The following is a 17,507-nucleotide window of genomic DNA, read 5'->3' as shown; positions in this document are numbered from 1 at the left end:
TGCGCGAGCGGCGCATCAGGGCATCAATGCCAATGCATCGGAGAAGAACTCCGGCCCGCCGAAATTGCCCGATTTCAAGGCAAGCACCATCTCGCCACTGCCAGCACCGACCGCGCGCAGAACCGGCACGCCTGCCGCGATTTCCGCCCCGACCAGAAATCCCGGGATGCGCAGGCGATCGACCACGGCGCCTGAAGTTTCACCACCGGCGACCACCATCCTGTGCACGCCGGACTGCACCAGCCCTTCCGCGATGTCGGCCATGGCCTGTTCGATAGCATGTCCGGCTGCATCGCGGCCATGACGCGATTGCAGAGCTGCGACCTGATCCGGGGTCGAGCTGCTGGCGATCAGGACCGGCCCCTTGCCAAGCCGCTCCTTGGCCCAGGCGAGCGCGCGCTGTGCCTCGTCCTTGCCGGCGATCACCCGCTCCGGGTCGAGGTGCAACACCGGCATCACCTTCTCGGCGCCGGCGATCTGACGCAGGGTCGCCTGCGAGCAACTGCCGGCGAGGCAGGCCGCCGGCCCGCCGATCGCGGCCGTGGAGATTGCCTCTCCGACAGCCGATTTGGCCTTGCCCGTGGCGACCAGCGCCCGTGCCAATCCAAGCCCGATCCCGGAGGCGCCGACCGACAGACGGTGATCCAGCGCCACCTGCCCGATGGTCTCGAGGTCGCGGTCGAACACCGCATCGACAATGGCAGCGCCGATGCCGCCCCGCGCAAGGTCGGCGAGCTTCGCCCGCACGGCCTCGGCGCCGCGGGCGAGCGTCGCCAGATCCACCAGGCCGATTTTGGTCTGGCTCTGGCGCGCCAGCACGCGGACCAGGTTGGAATCATGCATCGGATTGAGCGGATGGTCCTTCAGCGGGCTCTCGTTCAGCGGCACGGAGCCGACGAACAGATTGCCCTGATAGACGGTGCGGCCGGTTTCCGGGAACGCCGGCGTCACCAGCACGATGCTGTCCTTGGAATCCGCGCGCAGCGCGTCCATCACCGGGCCGATATTGCCGGCGTCGGTGGAATCGAAGGTCGAGCAGATCTTGAACAGGACGTGCCCGGCGCCGCGGTCGCGTAGCCAGGCCTCCGCGGCACGCGACCGTGTCACGGCAAGCCCGGCTTCAATCGAACGGCTCTTCAGCGACACCACGACGGCGTCGACCTCGGGCAGCGCGAGATCGTCCGCCGGCACGCCGATGGTCTGCACCGTGCGCAGGCCGGCGCGGGTCAGCGTATTGGCGAGGTCGGAGGCGCCGGTATAGTCGTCGGCGATGCAGCCAAGGGCCAGCGTCACGATCTTGCTCCGGCATAGGGCTTGAACCAGGCCAGACCGTCCGTGGTCTTGCCGCGCGGATTGTATTCGCAGCCGACGAAGCCGCCGTAGCCGAGCCGGTCGAGCTCGCCGAACAGGAACGGATAGTTCAGCTCCTCGTCATCGGGCTCGTTGCGCGAGGGGATCGAGGCGATCTGGATGTGGCCGATGATCGGCATCATCTCGCGCAGCCGCATCGTGACGTCGCCATGGATGATCTGGCAGTGATAGATGTCGAACTGCAGCTTGAGGTTCGGGATTTTGAGTTCACGGATCAACTCGTACGCGAAGTTGAAGTCGTTGAGGAAATAGCCCGGCACGTTGCGCGGATTGATCGGCTCGATCACGACGTCGAGGCCGTGCGGCGCGAAGAATTCCGCAGCGTAAGCGACCGATTTGTAGAAGGCTTCGACGGCATGCCGATCATTGCGATCGGCAATCCCCGCCATCAGATGCACCCGCTTGACGCCGGTCGCCTCTGCATAGGGCAGCGCGGTCTTCAGGCTCGCTTGCAGATCGGCGAAGCGATCCGGCAGCGCGGCAAATCCCTTCTCGCCGGCGTTCCAGTCGCCCGGCGGCAGGTTGAACAGCGCCTGCGTCAGCCCGGCGCCTTTCAGCCGCTTGCCGACCTCCTCGGCCGGATGGTCGTAGGGAAACAGGAATTCGACCGCGGTAAAGCCCGATTTCGCCGCGGCGTCGAAGCGGTCGAGGAACGGGACTTCGTTGAACATCATGGTGAGGTTGGCGGCAAAGCGCGGCATTGCAGGATCCTCTTATTTCGCGCCGGGAAGCTTGGTGCCGGTGACCTGGGCATACATCCGCGCCACCGACGCATCGTCGTCGCGGCCCATGCCGGCGGCCGCCGTCATCAGAAACATCTGCAGCGCCGCGGCCGAGACCGGCACCGGGAACCGCGCATTGCGCGCCATGTCCTGGATGATGCCGAGGTCCTTGACGAAAATCTCGACCGCGCTGCGCGGCGCATAGTCGCCGTCGAGCACATGCGGCATGCGGTTCTCGAACATCCAGGAATTGCCGGCGGAGGCCGTGATCACCTCGTAGACTTTCCGGATATCGAGGCCCTGCTTGGCGGCAAAGGCAATCGCCTCGGAAGCGGCCGCGATGTGCACGCCGGCCAGCAGCTGGTTGATCATCTTGAATGCGGCGCCCTGCCCGGCGGCATCGCCGAGTTCGTAGAGCTTTGCCGCCATCGCATCAAGCGCCGGCCGCGCCTTCGCGAACGCCGCCGCACTGCCGGAGGCGAGAATGGTCAACTCGCCCTGCGCCGCGCGCTGCGCGCCGCCCGAGATCGGCGCATCGAGATAATGCCGGCCGGTGGCTTCGAGCTGCTTGGCGAGACGCCGCGCGATCTCGGGATCCATGGTCGCCGAGGAGATGAAGACAGCGTCCTTGGCCAGCGTCTCGGCGGCGCCGTCCTTACCGAACAGGATGGCCTCGGTCTGCGCCGCATTCACGACGACGCTGACGACGATGTCGGCATCCCTGGCCGCCTCGGCCGGCGTCTTCGCACCCTTCCCGCCATCGGCCACGAAGCGCGCGACGGCATCGGCCGACACGTCGCAGCCGGTCACGACGAAGCCGGCGCGCTTGAGCGAGGTCGCCATGCCGTATCCCATCGAACCCAGTCCGATGACGGCGACGTGCAGTGTTGCGGAACTGGACATAAGGCGATCCCTGAGGATTTTTGGTTGTTTGAGCATTTTCGGAAAACCGGCTTTCGCCTTTCCCGATCAAGCGCGTTGCTGCTTGCCTATCACGGCTTGGCCGCGCTGCCAAAGCATGAGACAAAGCTGAAAACGGATGGCGGCAAAGATGACGCCGAAAGCGAAACCCGGATGAGCGAAACAAAGCTTCGTGAAGACATCTGCCGCTTCGGCCGCTCGCTGTTCGAGCGCGGGCTGACGCCGGGCTCGTCGGGCAATATCAGCGTCCGGCTCGACGACGGCGGCTGGCTGGTGACGCCGACCAATGCCTCGCTCGGCTTCCTCGATCCGGCGAAGATGTCGCGGCTTGACAGTGGCGGCCGCCTCGTCTCCGGCGATGCCCCTACCAAGGAAGTGCCGCTGCACACCGCGCTCTACCAGACGCGCACGAGCGCCGGCGCCGTGGTGCACCTGCACTCGACCCATTCGGTCGCACTGTCGATGCTGCCCGAGATCGATCCGCGCGCGGTGCTGCCGGCGATGACGGCCTATTACGTCATGAAGTGCGGCCAGACCGCGCTGGTGCCCTATTATCGCCCCGGCGATCCCGCGGTCGCCGACGCGATCAGGGGGCTTGCCGGGCAATATTCATCGGTGCTGCTCGCCAATCACGGCCCCGTCGTCTCCGGCGACACACTGGAAGCGGCCGTGTTCGCGACCGAGGAACTCGAAGAAACCGCCAAACTCTATCTGCTGCTGCGCGGGCTCAACCCGCGCTATCTCTCGCCCGAACAGGTGGCGGATTTGACCAAGGTGTTCGGGCTGACGTTGCCGGAGCATGGGCATTAGCTTTCGTCGTCCTGGCGAAGGCCAGGACCCATTACCCCAGGATGCAGTTGCGGCGCGACATGCCCGGACATACCACGCACCACACGGACGACGGTGGTAATGGGTCCTGGATCGCGCTCGCTTGGCTCGCTTGTCCAGGACGACGGAGAAACTACAGCCCCAGATACGCCTTGCGCACGTCCGGGTTACCGCTGATCTCGGCCGCGGTGCCCTGCATCAGCACGCGGCCGGTCTGCAGAATGTAGGCGCGGTCGGCGATCTCCAAACATTCGGCCATCCGCTGCTCGACGATCAGGACCGTCATGCCGGCGTCGCGGATGCGTTTCACGGCTTGGAAGATCTCGTCCACCAGTTTCGGCATGATGCCCTGCGACGGCTCGTCGAGCATCAGCAGCCGCGGCCGCGTCATCAGCGCGCGGCCGATCGCGAGCATCTGCTGCTCGCCGCCGGACAAGGTCTCGGCGCGTTGCTCGAGCCGCTCGCCGAGCCGCGGGAACAGATTGAACACCAGATCGAGCGGCGCATCGCGGTCGGACTGGCTGCGATAGAGATAGCTGCCGAGCCGCAGATTGTCGCTTACCGAAAGCCGCGGAAACAGCCGGCGGTTCTCCGGCACGAAGGCGATGCCGCCGGCCGTGATGACATGCTGCGGCTGGCCGTCGATGCGCGTGCCGTCGAAGGTGACGGTGCCGGCGCGCGGACGCTCGGCCCCGGCAATCGATTTCAACAGCGTCGACTTGCCCGCGCCGTTGGCGCCGGCGACGCAGACGATCTCGCCCTTGGTGACGTCGATCGACACCGAGGAGATCGCAACCAGGCCCTGATAGGCGGTGGTGACTTCACGCACCGACAGCATGACGATCCCCGAGATAGGCGGAAATGACTTCCGGATTGCGGACGACTTCCGCGGGCTTGCCCTCGACCAGCACCTTGCCGAGATTGAGCACGATGGCGCGGTCGACCAGCGGCATCACGATTTCCATGACATGCTCGACCATCAGCACGGTGACGCCGGTGGCGCGCACCTTGCGCACAAGCTCGACGCCGGTCTGCGCCTCGACCGGCGTGAGCCCAGTGAGGACTTCGTCGAGCAGCAGCAGCTTCGGCTCGGTCGCCAGCGCACGCGCGACTTCGAGCCGGCGCTTCTCCGACGGCACGAGATCGGCCGCCAGCTTGTCGGCGCGCGCCGCAAGACCGCAGAACTCCAGCACCTCATAGGCTTTCTGCCGCGCGATCCGCATCTTGGTATTGCGGATCAGCGCGCCGACGATGACGTTGTCGATCACCGTCATGGTCTCGAAGCTCTTGACCACCTGGAAGGTGCGCCCGACGCCGCGCTGGCAGCGTTCCGCCGCCGGCAGGCGGGTGACGTCCTCGCCGTCGAAGATGATCGAGCCCTGGGTCGGCGGCAGCACGCCCGCGATCAGGTTGAACAGCGTCGACTTGCCGGCGCCGTTGGGGCCGATCAGGCCGACGATCTCGCCGCGCCCGACCGAGATCGAGACATCGCTGTTGGCGACGAGGCCGCCGAAGCGCTGCCAGACGCCGCGGGTTTCGAGGAGAGCGGTCATCGCGCCGCCTCCTTGCGCCCGGTGAGCATGCTGAACACGCTGACCAGCCCCTTCGGCAGCGCCAGCGAGATCGCGACGATCAGCGCGCCGTAGACGATCAGGTCGACGCCGCGGCCGGACCCGCCGATGAACGAGCGCGTCAGCTCGGTGAGCGGGATCAGGATCACCGCACCCAGGACCGGGCCCCACAAGGTGCCGATGCCCCCGAGCACGGCGGGCAGCGCCATCAACAGCGAGAACTGGAAGCCCATCACGCTCTCGGGATCGATATAGGAGACGAACTGGGCATAGAAGCTGCCCCCGACCGCGACCAGGAACGCCGAGACAGCCGCCGCGCCCATCTTGGAATTGAACACGACCACGCCGAGGCTTTCGGCTGCGTCGGGATTGTCCTTCACCGCGCGCCACCAAAAACCCCATTTGGAATCTTCCAGCCACCAGGTGACGAACCAGGCGATGCAGGCCAGCGCCAGCGCGAAATAGAAATACGGCAGCTTCGAGCGGGCGAACTGGAATTTCAGCCAGCTGTCGCCGCGCACCGGGATGTCGATGCCGAGGGCGGCGCCCGCCCAATCCCAGTTCTGGATCAAAACCAGCGCGATCTCGGCGATCACGATGGTCGCGATCACGAAGTAATGCCCGCGCAGGCGGAAGCAGGGATAGCCCAGCGCCATCGCGATCACGGCCGAGATCGCCCCGCCCGCCAGCATGCCGAACCACGGCAGCACGCCGAACTTGGTGAACAGCAGCGCGGTGGTATAGGCCCCGAGCCCGAAATACAGCGCATGGCCGAGCGAAATCTGCCCGCAATAGCCGGACAGGATGTTCCAGCTCTGCGACAGCGCGGCATACATCAGGGTCAGGACCATGATGTTCTGGACGTAGACGTCCTTGACGAACAGCGGCACCAGCGCGGCGACCGCCGCAAGGCAGGCCGCCACGATCAGGTCACGCCTGCGGCGTTGGGCGAAGTGGGTGTCCATCACATCGATCCGAACAGGCCGCGCGGGCGGACAAAGACGACCAGCAGATAGACGGCATAGATGCCGACCGATTTCAGCGACGGCGGCAGGATCATCGCCGTGGTCGCTTCCACCAGGCCGACGATGATGCCGCCGGCAAAGGCGCCGAACACGCTGCCGAAGCCGCCGAGCGCCACGGTGACGTAGGCGATCAGCGCAAAGGAGGCGCCGACGTCGGGGTAGATGTAGAAGAAGATCGCCATGATGGCGCCGGCAAGTCCGACCAAGGCCGCGCCGAGGCCCCAGCCGAGCGCGAACACCCGGTTCTTGTCGATGCCGACCAGGGCGACCGCACCGGCGTCCTCGCGCGTCGCCTCGAGCGCGCGGCCGAAATCGGTGCGATTGATGAAGAAGTAGAGCGCGACGAAGGCTGCGATCGACAGCATCGCGCCGATCAGCTGCGGCTCCGGCAAATAGATGCCGGCAATCGATATCGTCTTGCCGCCGACCCAGGAGTTGGTGACGCTGCGGTAGTCCGGCGTAAAGAAGAACTGGGCCAGACCCCGCATCACGATCGCGAGGCCGAAGGTAGAGAAGATCTGCACCATGCCGGCATTGGCCTTGGCGCGCATCGCGAAGCGGACCACCAACAGATAGACCACCGCGCCGAACACGAACAAGGCCGCGGCAACCAGCGGCGCCGCCAGCAAGGGATCGATCGCGAAGAACGCGAACAGGAAGAATGTCGCGTACATCGCGATCATCAGGAACTCGCCGTGAGCGAAATTCACGACGTCCATCAATCCGAAGATCAATGCGAGGCCGGCGGCGATCAGTCCGTACAGCAGCCCCATCAGGAGGCCGCTCGCCAAACTCTGGATAATGGTCTCGGCTGTCACCGCTGCGTCCCGGTCAATGTATGGCCCCGGTGTCGTCCTGGCGAAGGCCAGGACCCATTACCACAAATGCATAGGGAGAAAAGACAACAGCCTATCATCGCAAAACGCCTGCCTGTGGTTGCGCGACGAGTGCAAGCACTCGCGCGGGGGTCCCGGGTCGCGCTTCCGCCTTCGCTGGCTTAGCTTCGGCGGACAAGTCGCTTGCCCGGGACGACGCGTGGAGAGTGGTCGACCGGTCAGCTGTTCATTGGCCAGATCGCCTCGGAGACGGCGGCCTGTTCCGGGAAGATCGTGACGAAATTCTTCGCGGAATATTGCAGCAGCACCGGATCGGCGAAGTTGTTCTGCCCCATCTCGTCGAACTTGACCCGCCGCCACGGCATGATGGTGACATCGCCGGGCATGTCGGTCGCGACCAGCGCCTCGCGGATCTTTTCGCCGTCGGTCGACTTGGCGCGGTTGACGGCATCGGCCATGATGATGAGGCCCATGAACTGGCGCGACGTGTAGTCGTTGAAGTCCTTGCCGGACTTGGCGCGGTACATTTCGTTGATCAAACCGACCATCGGCCGCTTCTGCGCCAGGTCGAGCGAGAAGCTGCCGCGCGAGATCACGCCCTCGAGCTTGTCGCCGACGGCATCATAGGTCGCCTTCTCCGAGAAGCCGGCGTCCTGCGCCATGATGTTCTTCGGCTTGTAGCCGAGCTCCGCCATGGTCTTGACCAAGAGGATCGAGTCGGTGGTGTAGCTCGACGGCATCAGCACGTCGGCATTGGCCGCCTTGAGCTGCTGCACCTCGGCGGTCAGCGACGGCGAGTTGGCGCGATACTTGATGTCGGCCACGATCTTGTAGCCGCGATCGGCCGCGAGCTTGGTCTGGGCGTTCGCCGAATCGGTGCCGAAGATGGTGTCCTCGTGGAACAGCGCCAGGGTCTCGATCTTCTGGCCCTTCTTCTTCATCGCATCGAAGAAGTCGAACATCGCAGCCGAGAACATCTCGTCATGCGGCGAGGCGCGGAAATAGTACTTCAGGCCGCGGCGGTGCAGGCTCGGCGAGGAATTGTCGGCCGAGATGAACGGAACGCCGTAGCGCTCGCAGGTCTGGCTGACGGTGACGGCGACCGCGCTCTGATAGGTGCCGACGACGGCGCAGACCTTCTCCTGGGTGATCAGGCGCTCGGTCTCGGCGCGGCCCTTCTGCGGATCGGCCTGGTGGTCGGCGAACACCAGCTTGACCTTGGCGCCGCCGAGGCCGGACAGGCCCTCGCCCTTGGCGAGCGGCAGCGCGAAATCGTAGTTCTTGTTGATGATGTCGGCCGCGGTGTTGAAGGCATGCTGCGCATCGACGCCGATCGCGGCACTGGAGCCGGACAGCGGATAGATCACGCCGATGGCCACTTCGCTTGTCTGCGCGCGCGCGGCGATCGGACCGAGCGCGGCGGCGGCGGTGGCACCCAGCAATACGTTACGGCGAGAGATCGTCATCGAAATTTCCCCTTCAGCTTTGTTCTTATCGATGTGACGCTTGTAGCGCGCAGTAAAGCCTCAATGAATTGCACGAATTGCCTATTCAGAGCACAGCGAGCTGCCTGTTCCTGAGATCGGTCACCAGCATCAGCCCCGGCGCATGCGTGATCGCGAACGGCAGCTTCGCAGCTGCGATCACCGATTGCGGCGTCACGCCACAAGCCCAGAACACCGGGATCTCGTCATCGGCCACCGGCACCGCATCGCCATAATCGGGCTTGGTGATATCCTTGATGCCGATCGCATGCGGATGGCCGAGATGCACCGGCGCGCCGTGCACCGACGGAAAGCGCGACGTGATCTGCACCGCGCGGATCGCATCCGCCGACGGGCGCATCGACACCACCATGGGTCCTTCGAACGGCCCCGACGGCTTGCAGGCGATATTGGTCCGGTACATTGGCACACGCAGGTTGCGCTCAATGTGACGGATCGGCAGCCCGTCATCCAGCAGCGCCTCCTCGAACGAATAGGAGCAGCCGAGCACGAAGGTGACGAGGTCGTCGCGCCAGTATTTGGTGATGTCGGTCGGCTCGTCCACCACCTCGCCGTCGCGCCAGACCCGGTAGCGCGGCACGTCGGTGCGGATGTCGAGGTCGAGGCCGAGCGCCGGGATCCTGAAATCGCCGACGTCGGACATGCCGATGATCGGGCACGGCTTCGGATTGAGCTGGCAGAAGCGGTGGAAGGCGCCGGCGAGCTTCTCCGGCAGGATCGCGAGATTGCCCTGGACGAAGCCGTTGGCGAGACCGGCCGTGGTCGCCGAGGCCATGCCGCCACGGCAGGCGCGCCGCGCTTCGACGCTCGCCAGCCCCGGTTCCCCTTGAGATCGCTGCACTGCCGCAAAAACAGTCATGGGATTCTCCTGCCCATAATCTCGACAAGGACAAACCAACACCAAGCGTGATATAATGTCTAATCGTCCTTTCTAATCAAAATCGATAATTAGAATTTATCGATCGGGAAAATGCTTCCATGACGGACTTCCGCTCGATCGAAACCTTCCTCTGGGTCGTCAAGCTCGGCAGCTTCCGCGGCGCCGCCCAGCGGCTCAACACCACCCAGCCGGCGATCTCCCAGCGCATTGCCCAGCTCGAGCGCGAGATGGGCGTCAAACTGCTCAACCGCGACCACCGGGTGGCCTCGCCGACGCCGAGCGGGCGGCTGATGCTGATCTACGCAGAGAAACTGATCGGCCTGCGCTCGGAGATGATGGCCGAGGTCGGCGACCGTTCGGCGATGCGCGGCGCGCTGCGGCTCGGTGTCGCGGAGACCATCGTGCACACTTGGCTGCCGCGGCTGGTCAAGAGCGTCAACGAGATCTACCCGAACCTGTCGCTGGAGATCGAGGTCGACATCACACCGAACCTGACGCCGCGGCTGCTGGCGCAGGAGATCGAGCTCGCCTTCGTGCTCGGACCGGTCTCCGCCTCCGGCGCGCACAACCATGTGCTGTGCGATTATCCGATCGGCTTCCTGGCGAGCCCGTCGCTCGGCCTCGGCGACGGCCCGGTGGCGCGGCAGGACCTGGCGCGGTTTCCGATCATCACCTTTCCGCGCAAGACCCAGCCCTACGAGACCGTGCGCGCCTTGTTCAACGCACCCGATCTGCCGCCGATCCGGCTGCACGCCTCGACCTCGCTCGCGACCGTGATCCACATGGCCAATGAAGGCCTTGGCATTGCGGTGATTCCGTCGGCAATCGTCGAGAACGAATTGTCCGACGGGCGCTTGCAACTGCTCGACACCGACCTCAAGCTGCCGCCGCTCACCTTCACCGCGAGCTGGCTCGCCTCGCCCGATGCGGTCGCCATCGAGCGCGTCGCCCATCTCGCCCGACAGATCGCACAGGCGAGCGTGGCGGTTGACGACGCGAGAGTAGCGCGTCATTGAACGAGTGCCGGATAATCAAAACGTCATTCCGGGGCGATGCGTCAGCATCGAACCCGGAATCTCGAGATTCCGGGTTCGGCTCTTCAAGCCACCCCGGAATGATAGCTGAAATGGACTGACGACATGAGCCGAGCCGCCACCAACCTGCAGATCGATTCCGCCCGCCTCTGGGGCACCATCCACGAAACCGCGCAGTTCGGTGCAACAAAGAAGGGCGGCGTGCGGCGGCTGACCTTGAGCGCCGAGGACAAGCAGGTGCGCGACTGGTTCCGCAAGGCTTGCGAGGACGCCGGCCTGGACGTGCATGTCGATGCGCTCGGCTCGATGTTCGGCCTGCGCAAGGGCCGGGACATGTCGAAACCGCCGATCGGCGTCGGCTCGCATCTCGACACCCAGCCGACCGGTGGCAAATATGACGGCATCCTCGGCACCCTCGCCGGGCTCGAACTGGTGCGCACCTTGAACGATGCCGGGATCGAGACCGAGCTGCCGATCTGCATCTGCAACTGGACCAACGAGGAAGGCTCGCGCTTTGCGCCGGCGATGATGGCCTCGGCCGCCTATGTCGGCGATTTCACCACCGACGACATCCTGTCGCGCAAGGACGCCGAGGGCGTCACGGTGGCGCAGGCGCTGGACTCGATCGGCTATCGCGGCGACGCCCCGGTCGGCCGACAGAAATTCTCGGGCTTCGTCGAGCTGCATATCGAGCAGGGCCCGATCCTGGAGGCCGAGGGCAAGACCATCGGCGTGGTCGATTCGGGCCAGGGCGTGCTGTGGTACGATGGCAAGATCGTGGGCTTCGAGAGCCATGCCGGCTCGACCCCGATGCCGCTGCGCCGCGACGCGCTGGCGACGCTGTCGGAGATCGTGCTGGCGATGGAGAGCATCGCCAGGAAACACGGCCCGAAGGCGGTCGGCACCATCGGCGAGGCCGTGATCGCATCGCCCTCGCGCAACGTCATCCCCGGCGAGATCGCCTTCACGGTGGATTGCCGCAGCGCCGATGCAGGGATCATGGATGCGCTGGACCGCGACCTGCGCGCCGCGGTCGCCGAGATCGCAGCAAAGCGCAAGGTCGAGGTCCAGCTCGACCTGGTCTGGCGCAAGGCGCCGACGCATTTCGATTCGAAACTGGTCGACGCGGTCGAGAATGCGGCAACGCAGCTCGGCTATTCGCATCGCCGCATCACCTCGGGTGCCGGCCATGATGCCTGCAACCTCAACACGGTGATGCCGGCCGCGATGGTGTTCGTGCCCTGCAAGGACGGCATCAGCCACAACGAACTGGAAGACGCCACGCAGGCCGATTGCGCCGCCGGCGCCAACGTCCTGATGCATACGGTGCTGGCGCTCGCCGGCGTCGCATCCTGATCTTCATACCCCCTTCGATGGAGGCTTTCGTGCGCGCAGTGTTTGTCGACGCCAATGAATCGCTCGCTGTCATCACCGAGCGCCTGGAAAAACCCGGCGATCCCAAGATGCGGATCAACCGCAATCCCGACATCAAGCCCGAGGACTATCCGGCGGTGCTCGACGGCGCCGAGATCGCGGTGGTCGATCACACCGCGTTGCCGACCGACGTTGCGAAGAAATGCGCCGGCCTGAAGCATGTCGTGTTCCTCGGCACCGGCGCGCGCAGCTACATGAACCCGGAAGAGCTCGCCGACCTCGGCATCGCCGTGCACCTGATCAAGGGCTATGGCGACACCGCGGTCGCGGAGTCCGCGATCGCGCTGATGTGGTCGTCGGCGCGGGTGATCGCGCAGATGGACCGCGAGATGCGCGCCGGCAACTGGCTGCGCGAAGACGGCATGCAGCTCACCGGCAAGACGCTTGGCCTGGTCGGCTTCGGCGGCATCGCGGCCGAGGTCGCCCGCATCGCGCACGGCAGCGGCATGAAGGTGATCGCCTGGAACCGATCGCCCAAGAGCCATCCCGGCGTCGAATTCACCGATCTCGACACGGTGCTGGCGACCAGCGACGTAGTCTCGCTCCATCTGCTCTTGAACGACGAGACCCGCGGGATGATCACGCGCGACAAGATCGCGAAGATGAAGCAGGGCGTGGTGCTGATCAACACCGCCCGCGGCGCCATCGTCGACGAGCAGGCGATGATCGATGCGCTCAACTCAGGCCACATCCGCCACGCCGGCCTCGACGTCTACAACATCGAACCGCTGCCGAAGGATCATCCGCTGACCAAAATCCCGAACGTGACGCTGTCGGCGCACTCCGCCTTCCGCACGCCGGAGGCGAGCGAGAACCTGATCCACGCGGCATGGCAGCATTGCCGGCGGATCGTGAAGGGGTGACCTCTTTCCTTCTCCCCTTGTGGGAGAAGGTGGCGCGGACGAAGTCCGCGACGGATGAGGGGTCTGCATCCGCGGAGAGAACCCCTCACCCGGCTTCGATGCTTCCGCATCGAAGCCACCCTCTCCCACAAGGGGAGAGGGCGAAAGCCCCTAATCCACCATCTCCGCGACGGCCTTGCCGCACGCCGTGGTGTCGGCATTGCCGCCGAGATCGCGCGTGCGCAGCGTGCGTTCGCCGAGCGTGCGTTCGATCGCGCCGACGATGGCATCCGCGGCCTGCTTCTCGCCGAGGTGCTCCAGCATCATTGCGCCCGACCAGATCATGCCGATCGGGTTGGCGATGCCCTGCCCCGCGATATCAGGCGCCGAGCCGTGCACCGGCTCGAACACCGAGGGGAAATCGCCTTCCGGATTGATGTTGCCCGACGGCGCGATGCCGATGGTGCCGGTGCAGGCCGGGCCGAGGTCGGAGAGGATGTCCCCGAACAGGTTGGAGCCGACCACGACGTCGAACCAATCCGGATGCAGCACGAAGTTCGCGGTCAGGATGTCGATGTGGTACTTGTCCCACTTCACGCCGGGATACTTCTTGGCCATCGCCTCCACGCGCTCGTCCCAATAGGGCATGGTGATGGAGATGCCGTTCGACTTGGTCGCCGAGGTCAGGTGCTTCTTCGGCCGCGACTGCGCGAGATCAAAGGCGAACTTCAGGATGCGGTCGACGCCGATGCGTGTCATCACGGTCTGCTGGGTGACGAATTCGCGGTCGGTATCCGGGAACATGCGACCGCCGACCGAGGAGTATTCACCCTCGGTGTTCTCGCGCACCACCCAGAAATCGATGTCGCCGGGCTTGCGGTTCGCCAGCGGCGACGGCACGCCAGGCATCAGCCGCACCGGGCGCAAATTGACGTACTGGTCGAACTCGCGGCGGAACTTGATCAGCGAGCCCCACAGCGAGATGTGGTCCGGGATTTTGGCCGGCCAACCGACCGCGCCGAAATAGATCGCGTCGTGCTTGCCGATCTTGTCCTTCCAGTCGGCCGGCATCATCTCGCCGTGCTTCTCGTAATAGTCGTAGGAGGCGAAATCGAAATGATCGAACTTGACGTCGACGCCGTGCTTTTTCGCCGCCGCCTCGATCACGCGCAGGCCCTCCGGCATCACTTCCTTGCCGATGCCGTCGCCGGGGATGACCGCAATCCGGTACTGCTTCTTGCTGCTCATCGAGAACACCCTTGTGATTTGCCCGGCCGGCAATGCCGCCTATCCTGATCGCCCTGCAATGGACCAAACTTCGCGCGAGCGCAACGCTGCAGTGCAGTGTTGACCGCGGCGCGACCCTGCCCACCAATTTCGCCGACACCCACTCCTCAACCCAAAGCGAGACATCCCATGGATCTGCATCTGCGCGGCAAGCGTGTCCTGATCACCGGCGCCTCCAAGGGCATTGGCGCGGCCGCCGCCGAAGCCTTTGCCGAGGAAGGCGCCAATCTGCTGCTCGCCGCCCGCAACGGCGACCAGCTCAAGGCGCTCGCCGAGCGGCTGCGTTCCGCGCACCAGATCGACGCCGCGATCAGCGTGGTGGACCTGCGCAAGCCTGAGGACCTCGCGCGGCTGGCCAAGGAGGCCGCCGATATCGATATCCTGGTCAACAATGCCGGCGACATCCCGGGCGGCTCGATCGACAAGATCGACGAGGCGACCTGGCGGCATGCCTGGGAGCTCAAGGTGTTCGGCTACATCAATCTGACGCGCGCGGTCTACGCCCGGATGAAGGCGCGCGGCGGCGGCGTGATCGTCAACGACATCGGCGCGGCCGGCGAGAAGTTCGACGCCAATTACATCTGCGGCAGCGCCGGCAATGCGGCGCTGATGTCGTTCACCCGCGCGCTCGGCGGCAAGAGCCTCGCCGACAATATCCGCGTGGTCGGCATCAACCCCGGCCCCGTCGGCACCGACCGCCACGTCACCCTGCTCAAGACCCGCGCCAAGAACCAGTTCGGCGACGAGAACCGCTACAAGGAATTCCAGAAGGGGCTACCGCTCGGCCGTCCCGCGCATGCACGCGAGATCGGCGACCTGATGGCGTTCCTCGCCTCTGATCGCGCGGGCTACACGTCAGGCGTGATCTACACGGTCGATGGCGGGCTGACGTCGGGGTGGGGTTAGCAGCGCAGCCTGCTCGGTCGTCATCCTGGGGAGCCTGCGAAGCAGGCGTCTCGAAGGATGCGCCACGGGCCACGTCGTCCTTCGAGGCTCGCAAGAGCTCACTCCTGCAGCGACAAAGGCAAGGCCTTTGCGCGGGGATGACGTGGGTTAAGGAGGCCGTTTGCAACCTCGGCGGTTTCCACTTTCCGACAAAATGGACTACAGCATCACGAACAGAAGACTTCCAGCAAACGGAGACAGGCACATGGCTGATCAGGGCTTGGTGAAGGAAACGGCGTGTGCCGTCGTCGACAAACTGAAAGCCGGTGACGTCACGCCGCTCGATCTGCTGGACGTGCTGGAAAGGCGCATCGCCGAGGTCGACGGCAAGGTCAACGCGCTGCCAACACTGTGCTTCGACCGCGCCCGCGCCCATGCCAAGGCCCTGATGCAGAAGCCGGCCGGCGAACGCGGCCTGCTCGCGGGCCTTCCCGTTCCGATCAAGGACCTCACCGCCGTCTCCGGCGTGCTGACCACGCTGGGCTCGCCGATCTTCAAGGACAACGTCCCGGCGAAATCCGACATCCTGGTCGAGCGTCTCGAACAGAACGGCGGCGTGATCTACGCCAAGTCGAACACGCCGGAATTCGGCGCCGGTGCCAACACCTTCAATGAAGTGTTCGGCCCGACCCGCAATCCCTGGGACACGTCGCGCTCGGCGGCCGGCTCCTCCGGCGGCGCCGCTGCGGCGCTCGCCAGCGGCACCGCGTGGCTCGCGCACGGCTCCGACATGGGCGGCAGCCTGCGCAACCCGGCGAGCTTCTGCGGCGTCGTCGGCTTGCGGCCCTCGATCGGCCGCGTCGCGCACACCCCGAAATTCGGCATCGACCGCACCCTCGGCGTGCAGGGGCCGATGGCGCGCAATGTCGAGGATCTGGCGTTGCTGCTCGACGCGATGAGCGGCGAGCATGCCGCCGATCCGCTGTCGCTGCCGGCGCTGTCGACGTCCTTCCTGTCGGCCACGCGTTCGGGCAACAAGCCGACGCGCATCGCCTATTCGCCCGATCTCGGCATCACGCCCGTCGATCCGGAGGTCAAGGCCGTGACGCGCAAGGCAGCGGAGCGGTTCGCAGAAGCCGGCGCGATCGTCGAGGAGGCCCATCCCGATCTGCGCGAGGCCCATGAATGCTTCCACGTGCTGCGCGCGTTCGATTTCGCGATCAGCAAGGCCGAATTGCTGCGAACCAAGCGCGATTTGCTGAAGCCTGAGGTGATCTGGAACATCGAAGCGGGGCTGAAGCTCACCGTCGAGAAGCTCGAGCGCGCCGAGGCCCAGCGCGTCGCGATGACGCAGCGTGCGCTCGAATTCTTCGAGACCTACGATCTGCTGCTGGCACCCGCGACCATCGTGCCGCCATTCCCGGTCGAGCACCGCTATGTGGCCGAGTGCGACGGCAAGACATTCGACAATTACGTCGAATGGCTCGGCATCGTCTATGCGATCACGCTGGCCTGCTGCCCGGCGCTGTCGCTGCCCTGCGGCTTCACCGCATCGGGCCTGCCGGTCGGCCTGCAGATGGTGGCCAAGCCGCGCGCCGAGGCGCAGCTTCTGGCCGGCGCGAAAGTGCTGGAGGATATTTTGGGCGTGCGCGGCACCACCCCGATCGATCCGCGGCCGCCGCGATAAGGCGGCCTACGCCTGGTCTTCCGTCGCCTGCAACGCGACCGACAGCGCGAGCTTGGTCTGCTCGACGATCTCGTCCATCAGCTCCTCGCGGCTGATCTGGCCGACTTCGCCGGTGAGCAGGCCCTGCTCGGCAAGCATCACGATGCCGTGCAACCCGGCCCAGATCTTCAGCGCCTGCCGCTCGCGCAACAGCCCCACCGCCGGAGCCTCGAACGACTCGATCAGCAGCGCCAAGGTTTCCATCGCGGCAACGTGCAGCTCGCTGCCGACCGGCGCGCAGGCCATGGTTCTGGACGCGAACATCAACCGGTAGATGCCATGGCGCTCGAGCCCGAAGGCCAGCGCAGCCTGCGCAAAGCGTGACAGTTTCGAGCCTTTGCCGGGCTGCTCGATCGCCGCACGCATGATCACGTTGAACTGCCGGAACGCTTCCGCGGTGACCGCCTGCAGCAGCGCCTCACGGTCGGCGAAGTGCCGGTACGGCGCCGGCTGCGAGACGCCGAGCTGCTTGGCCAGCGCCTTGATGCTGATTGCTTCGGGACCACCGAGCTCGACCTCGCGCAGCGCCGCCTGAATCAGCGCTTCGCGGAGGTCGCCATGGTGGTAGGTCTTGAATGGCTTGCGAACGATTTGTCCCATTGCGGCAAATGATCGTGGGCTGCGAAGTGAGTGTTGGCAA

17 protein-coding genes are annotated in these 17,507 nt (G+C 65.4%); 6 read left to right on the top strand and 11 right to left on the bottom strand.

The genetic code is table 11. From position 1 onward, the window contains the following. Positions 1-15 precede the first annotated feature (15 nt). The 3 genes from JQ507_09490 to JQ507_09480 are packed head-to-tail and all read right to left on the bottom strand — an operon-like array spanning position 16 to position 2,996. On the bottom strand, positions 16-1,293 hold the full coding sequence (locus JQ507_09490; protein QRI71680.1) for a four-carbon acid sugar kinase family protein: 1,278 nt from the start codon (positions 1,291-1,293) through the stop codon (positions 16-18). After that, complete coding sequence (locus JQ507_09485) at positions 1,290-2,072, bottom strand: hydroxypyruvate isomerase family protein (protein ID QRI71679.1); 783 nt, start codon at positions 2,070-2,072, stop codon at positions 1,290-1,292. The genes JQ507_09490 and JQ507_09485 overlap by 4 nt, the downstream gene beginning before the upstream one ends. A 12-nt stretch (positions 2,073-2,084) precedes the next feature. Continuing rightward, positions 2,085-2,996, bottom strand: coding sequence for an NAD-binding protein (locus JQ507_09480; protein QRI71678.1), 912 nt, complete (start codon positions 2,994-2,996; stop codon positions 2,085-2,087). Positions 2,997-3,167: 171 nt separating this feature from the next. Here JQ507_09480 and JQ507_09475 point away from each other — a divergent pair, with 171 nt between their 5' ends. Continuing rightward, positions 3,168-3,824 carry an aldolase gene (locus tag JQ507_09475; protein QRI71677.1) on the top strand — a complete coding sequence of 219 codons (657 nt, stop codon included), beginning with the start codon at positions 3,168-3,170 and terminating at the stop codon, positions 3,822-3,824. Between the two features lie 151 nt (positions 3,825-3,975). Here JQ507_09475 and JQ507_09470 read toward each other — a convergent pair whose 3' ends face one another. From JQ507_09470 to JQ507_09445, 6 genes are all read right to left on the bottom strand, one after another. Further along, positions 3,976-4,680: an ABC transporter ATP-binding protein gene (locus JQ507_09470; protein QRI71676.1), complete on the bottom strand. Its 705-nt coding sequence runs from the start codon at positions 4,678-4,680 to the stop codon at positions 3,976-3,978. After that, positions 4,664-5,395 carry an ABC transporter ATP-binding protein gene (locus tag JQ507_09465; GenBank protein ID QRI71675.1) on the bottom strand — a complete coding sequence of 244 codons (732 nt, stop codon included), beginning with the start codon at positions 5,393-5,395 and terminating at the stop codon, positions 4,664-4,666. The genes JQ507_09470 and JQ507_09465 overlap by 17 nt, the downstream gene beginning before the upstream one ends. Further along, positions 5,392-6,378, bottom strand: a complete 987-nt coding sequence (locus JQ507_09460) for a branched-chain amino acid ABC transporter permease (GenBank protein ID QRI71674.1) — start codon at positions 6,376-6,378, stop codon at positions 5,392-5,394. Before JQ507_09460 ends, JQ507_09465 begins: the two co-directional genes overlap by 4 nt. Beyond that, positions 6,378-7,256, bottom strand: a complete 879-nt coding sequence (locus tag JQ507_09455) for a branched-chain amino acid ABC transporter permease (GenBank protein QRI71673.1) — start codon at positions 7,254-7,256, stop codon at positions 6,378-6,380. The genes JQ507_09460 and JQ507_09455 overlap by 1 nt, the downstream gene beginning before the upstream one ends. Positions 7,257-7,492: 236 nt before the next feature. Then, positions 7,493-8,740 carry an ABC transporter substrate-binding protein gene (locus JQ507_09450; GenBank protein ID QRI71672.1) on the bottom strand — a complete coding sequence of 416 codons (1,248 nt, stop codon included), beginning with the start codon at positions 8,738-8,740 and terminating at the stop codon, positions 7,493-7,495. 85 nt (positions 8,741-8,825) lie between these two features. Next, entirely contained in the window at positions 8,826-9,638 is an 813-nt protein-coding gene (locus JQ507_09445) for a putative hydro-lyase (GenBank protein QRI71671.1), read from the bottom strand. Between the two features lie 119 nt (positions 9,639-9,757). Here JQ507_09445 and JQ507_09440 point away from each other — a divergent pair, with 119 nt between their 5' ends. The 3 genes from JQ507_09440 (at position 9,758) to JQ507_09430 (ending at position 12,990) form a co-directional block, all read left to right on the top strand. Next, a complete protein-coding gene (locus JQ507_09440; protein ID QRI71670.1) occupies positions 9,758-10,675 on the top strand; it encodes a LysR family transcriptional regulator in 918 nt (305 codons plus the stop codon). A gap of 123 nt (positions 10,676-10,798) precedes the next feature. After that, positions 10,799-12,049 carry a Zn-dependent hydrolase gene (locus tag JQ507_09435; protein ID QRI71669.1) on the top strand — a complete coding sequence of 417 codons (1,251 nt, stop codon included), beginning with the start codon at positions 10,799-10,801 and terminating at the stop codon, positions 12,047-12,049. Between the two features lie 29 nt (positions 12,050-12,078). Next, a complete protein-coding gene (locus JQ507_09430) occupies positions 12,079-12,990 on the top strand; it encodes a 3-phosphoglycerate dehydrogenase (GenBank protein ID QRI71668.1) in 912 nt (303 codons plus the stop codon). Between the two features lie 150 nt (positions 12,991-13,140). Here JQ507_09430 and JQ507_09425 read toward each other — a convergent pair whose 3' ends face one another. Further along, positions 13,141-14,217 (bottom strand): tartrate dehydrogenase, encoded by a 1,077-nt coding sequence (locus JQ507_09425; protein QRI71667.1) that lies wholly within the window; start codon positions 14,215-14,217, stop codon positions 13,141-13,143. Positions 14,218-14,385: 168 nt separating this feature from the next. Between JQ507_09425 and JQ507_09420 the strand changes: the two genes are divergently transcribed. Next, a complete protein-coding gene (locus tag JQ507_09420) occupies positions 14,386-15,162 on the top strand; it encodes an SDR family oxidoreductase (protein ID QRI71666.1) in 777 nt (258 codons plus the stop codon). A 244-nt stretch (positions 15,163-15,406) separates the two neighbouring features. Then, positions 15,407-16,828 (top strand): amidase, encoded by a 1,422-nt coding sequence (locus JQ507_09415; GenBank protein QRI71665.1) that lies wholly within the window; start codon positions 15,407-15,409, stop codon positions 16,826-16,828. Between the two features lie 6 nt (positions 16,829-16,834). On the opposite strand, the gene JQ507_09410 is transcribed toward JQ507_09415, so the two are convergent. Continuing rightward, a complete protein-coding gene (locus tag JQ507_09410; protein QRI71664.1) occupies positions 16,835-17,467 on the bottom strand; it encodes a TetR/AcrR family transcriptional regulator in 633 nt (210 codons plus the stop codon). Between the last annotated feature and the right edge of the window lie 40 nt (positions 17,468-17,507).

The sequence above is a fragment of the Bradyrhizobium sp. PSBB068 genome (genome assembly GCA_016839165.1).
In the GTDB taxonomy this organism is placed as follows: Bacteria; Pseudomonadota; Alphaproteobacteria; order Rhizobiales; family Xanthobacteraceae; genus Bradyrhizobium.
This window is presented reverse-complemented; position numbering and strand designations above follow the sequence as displayed.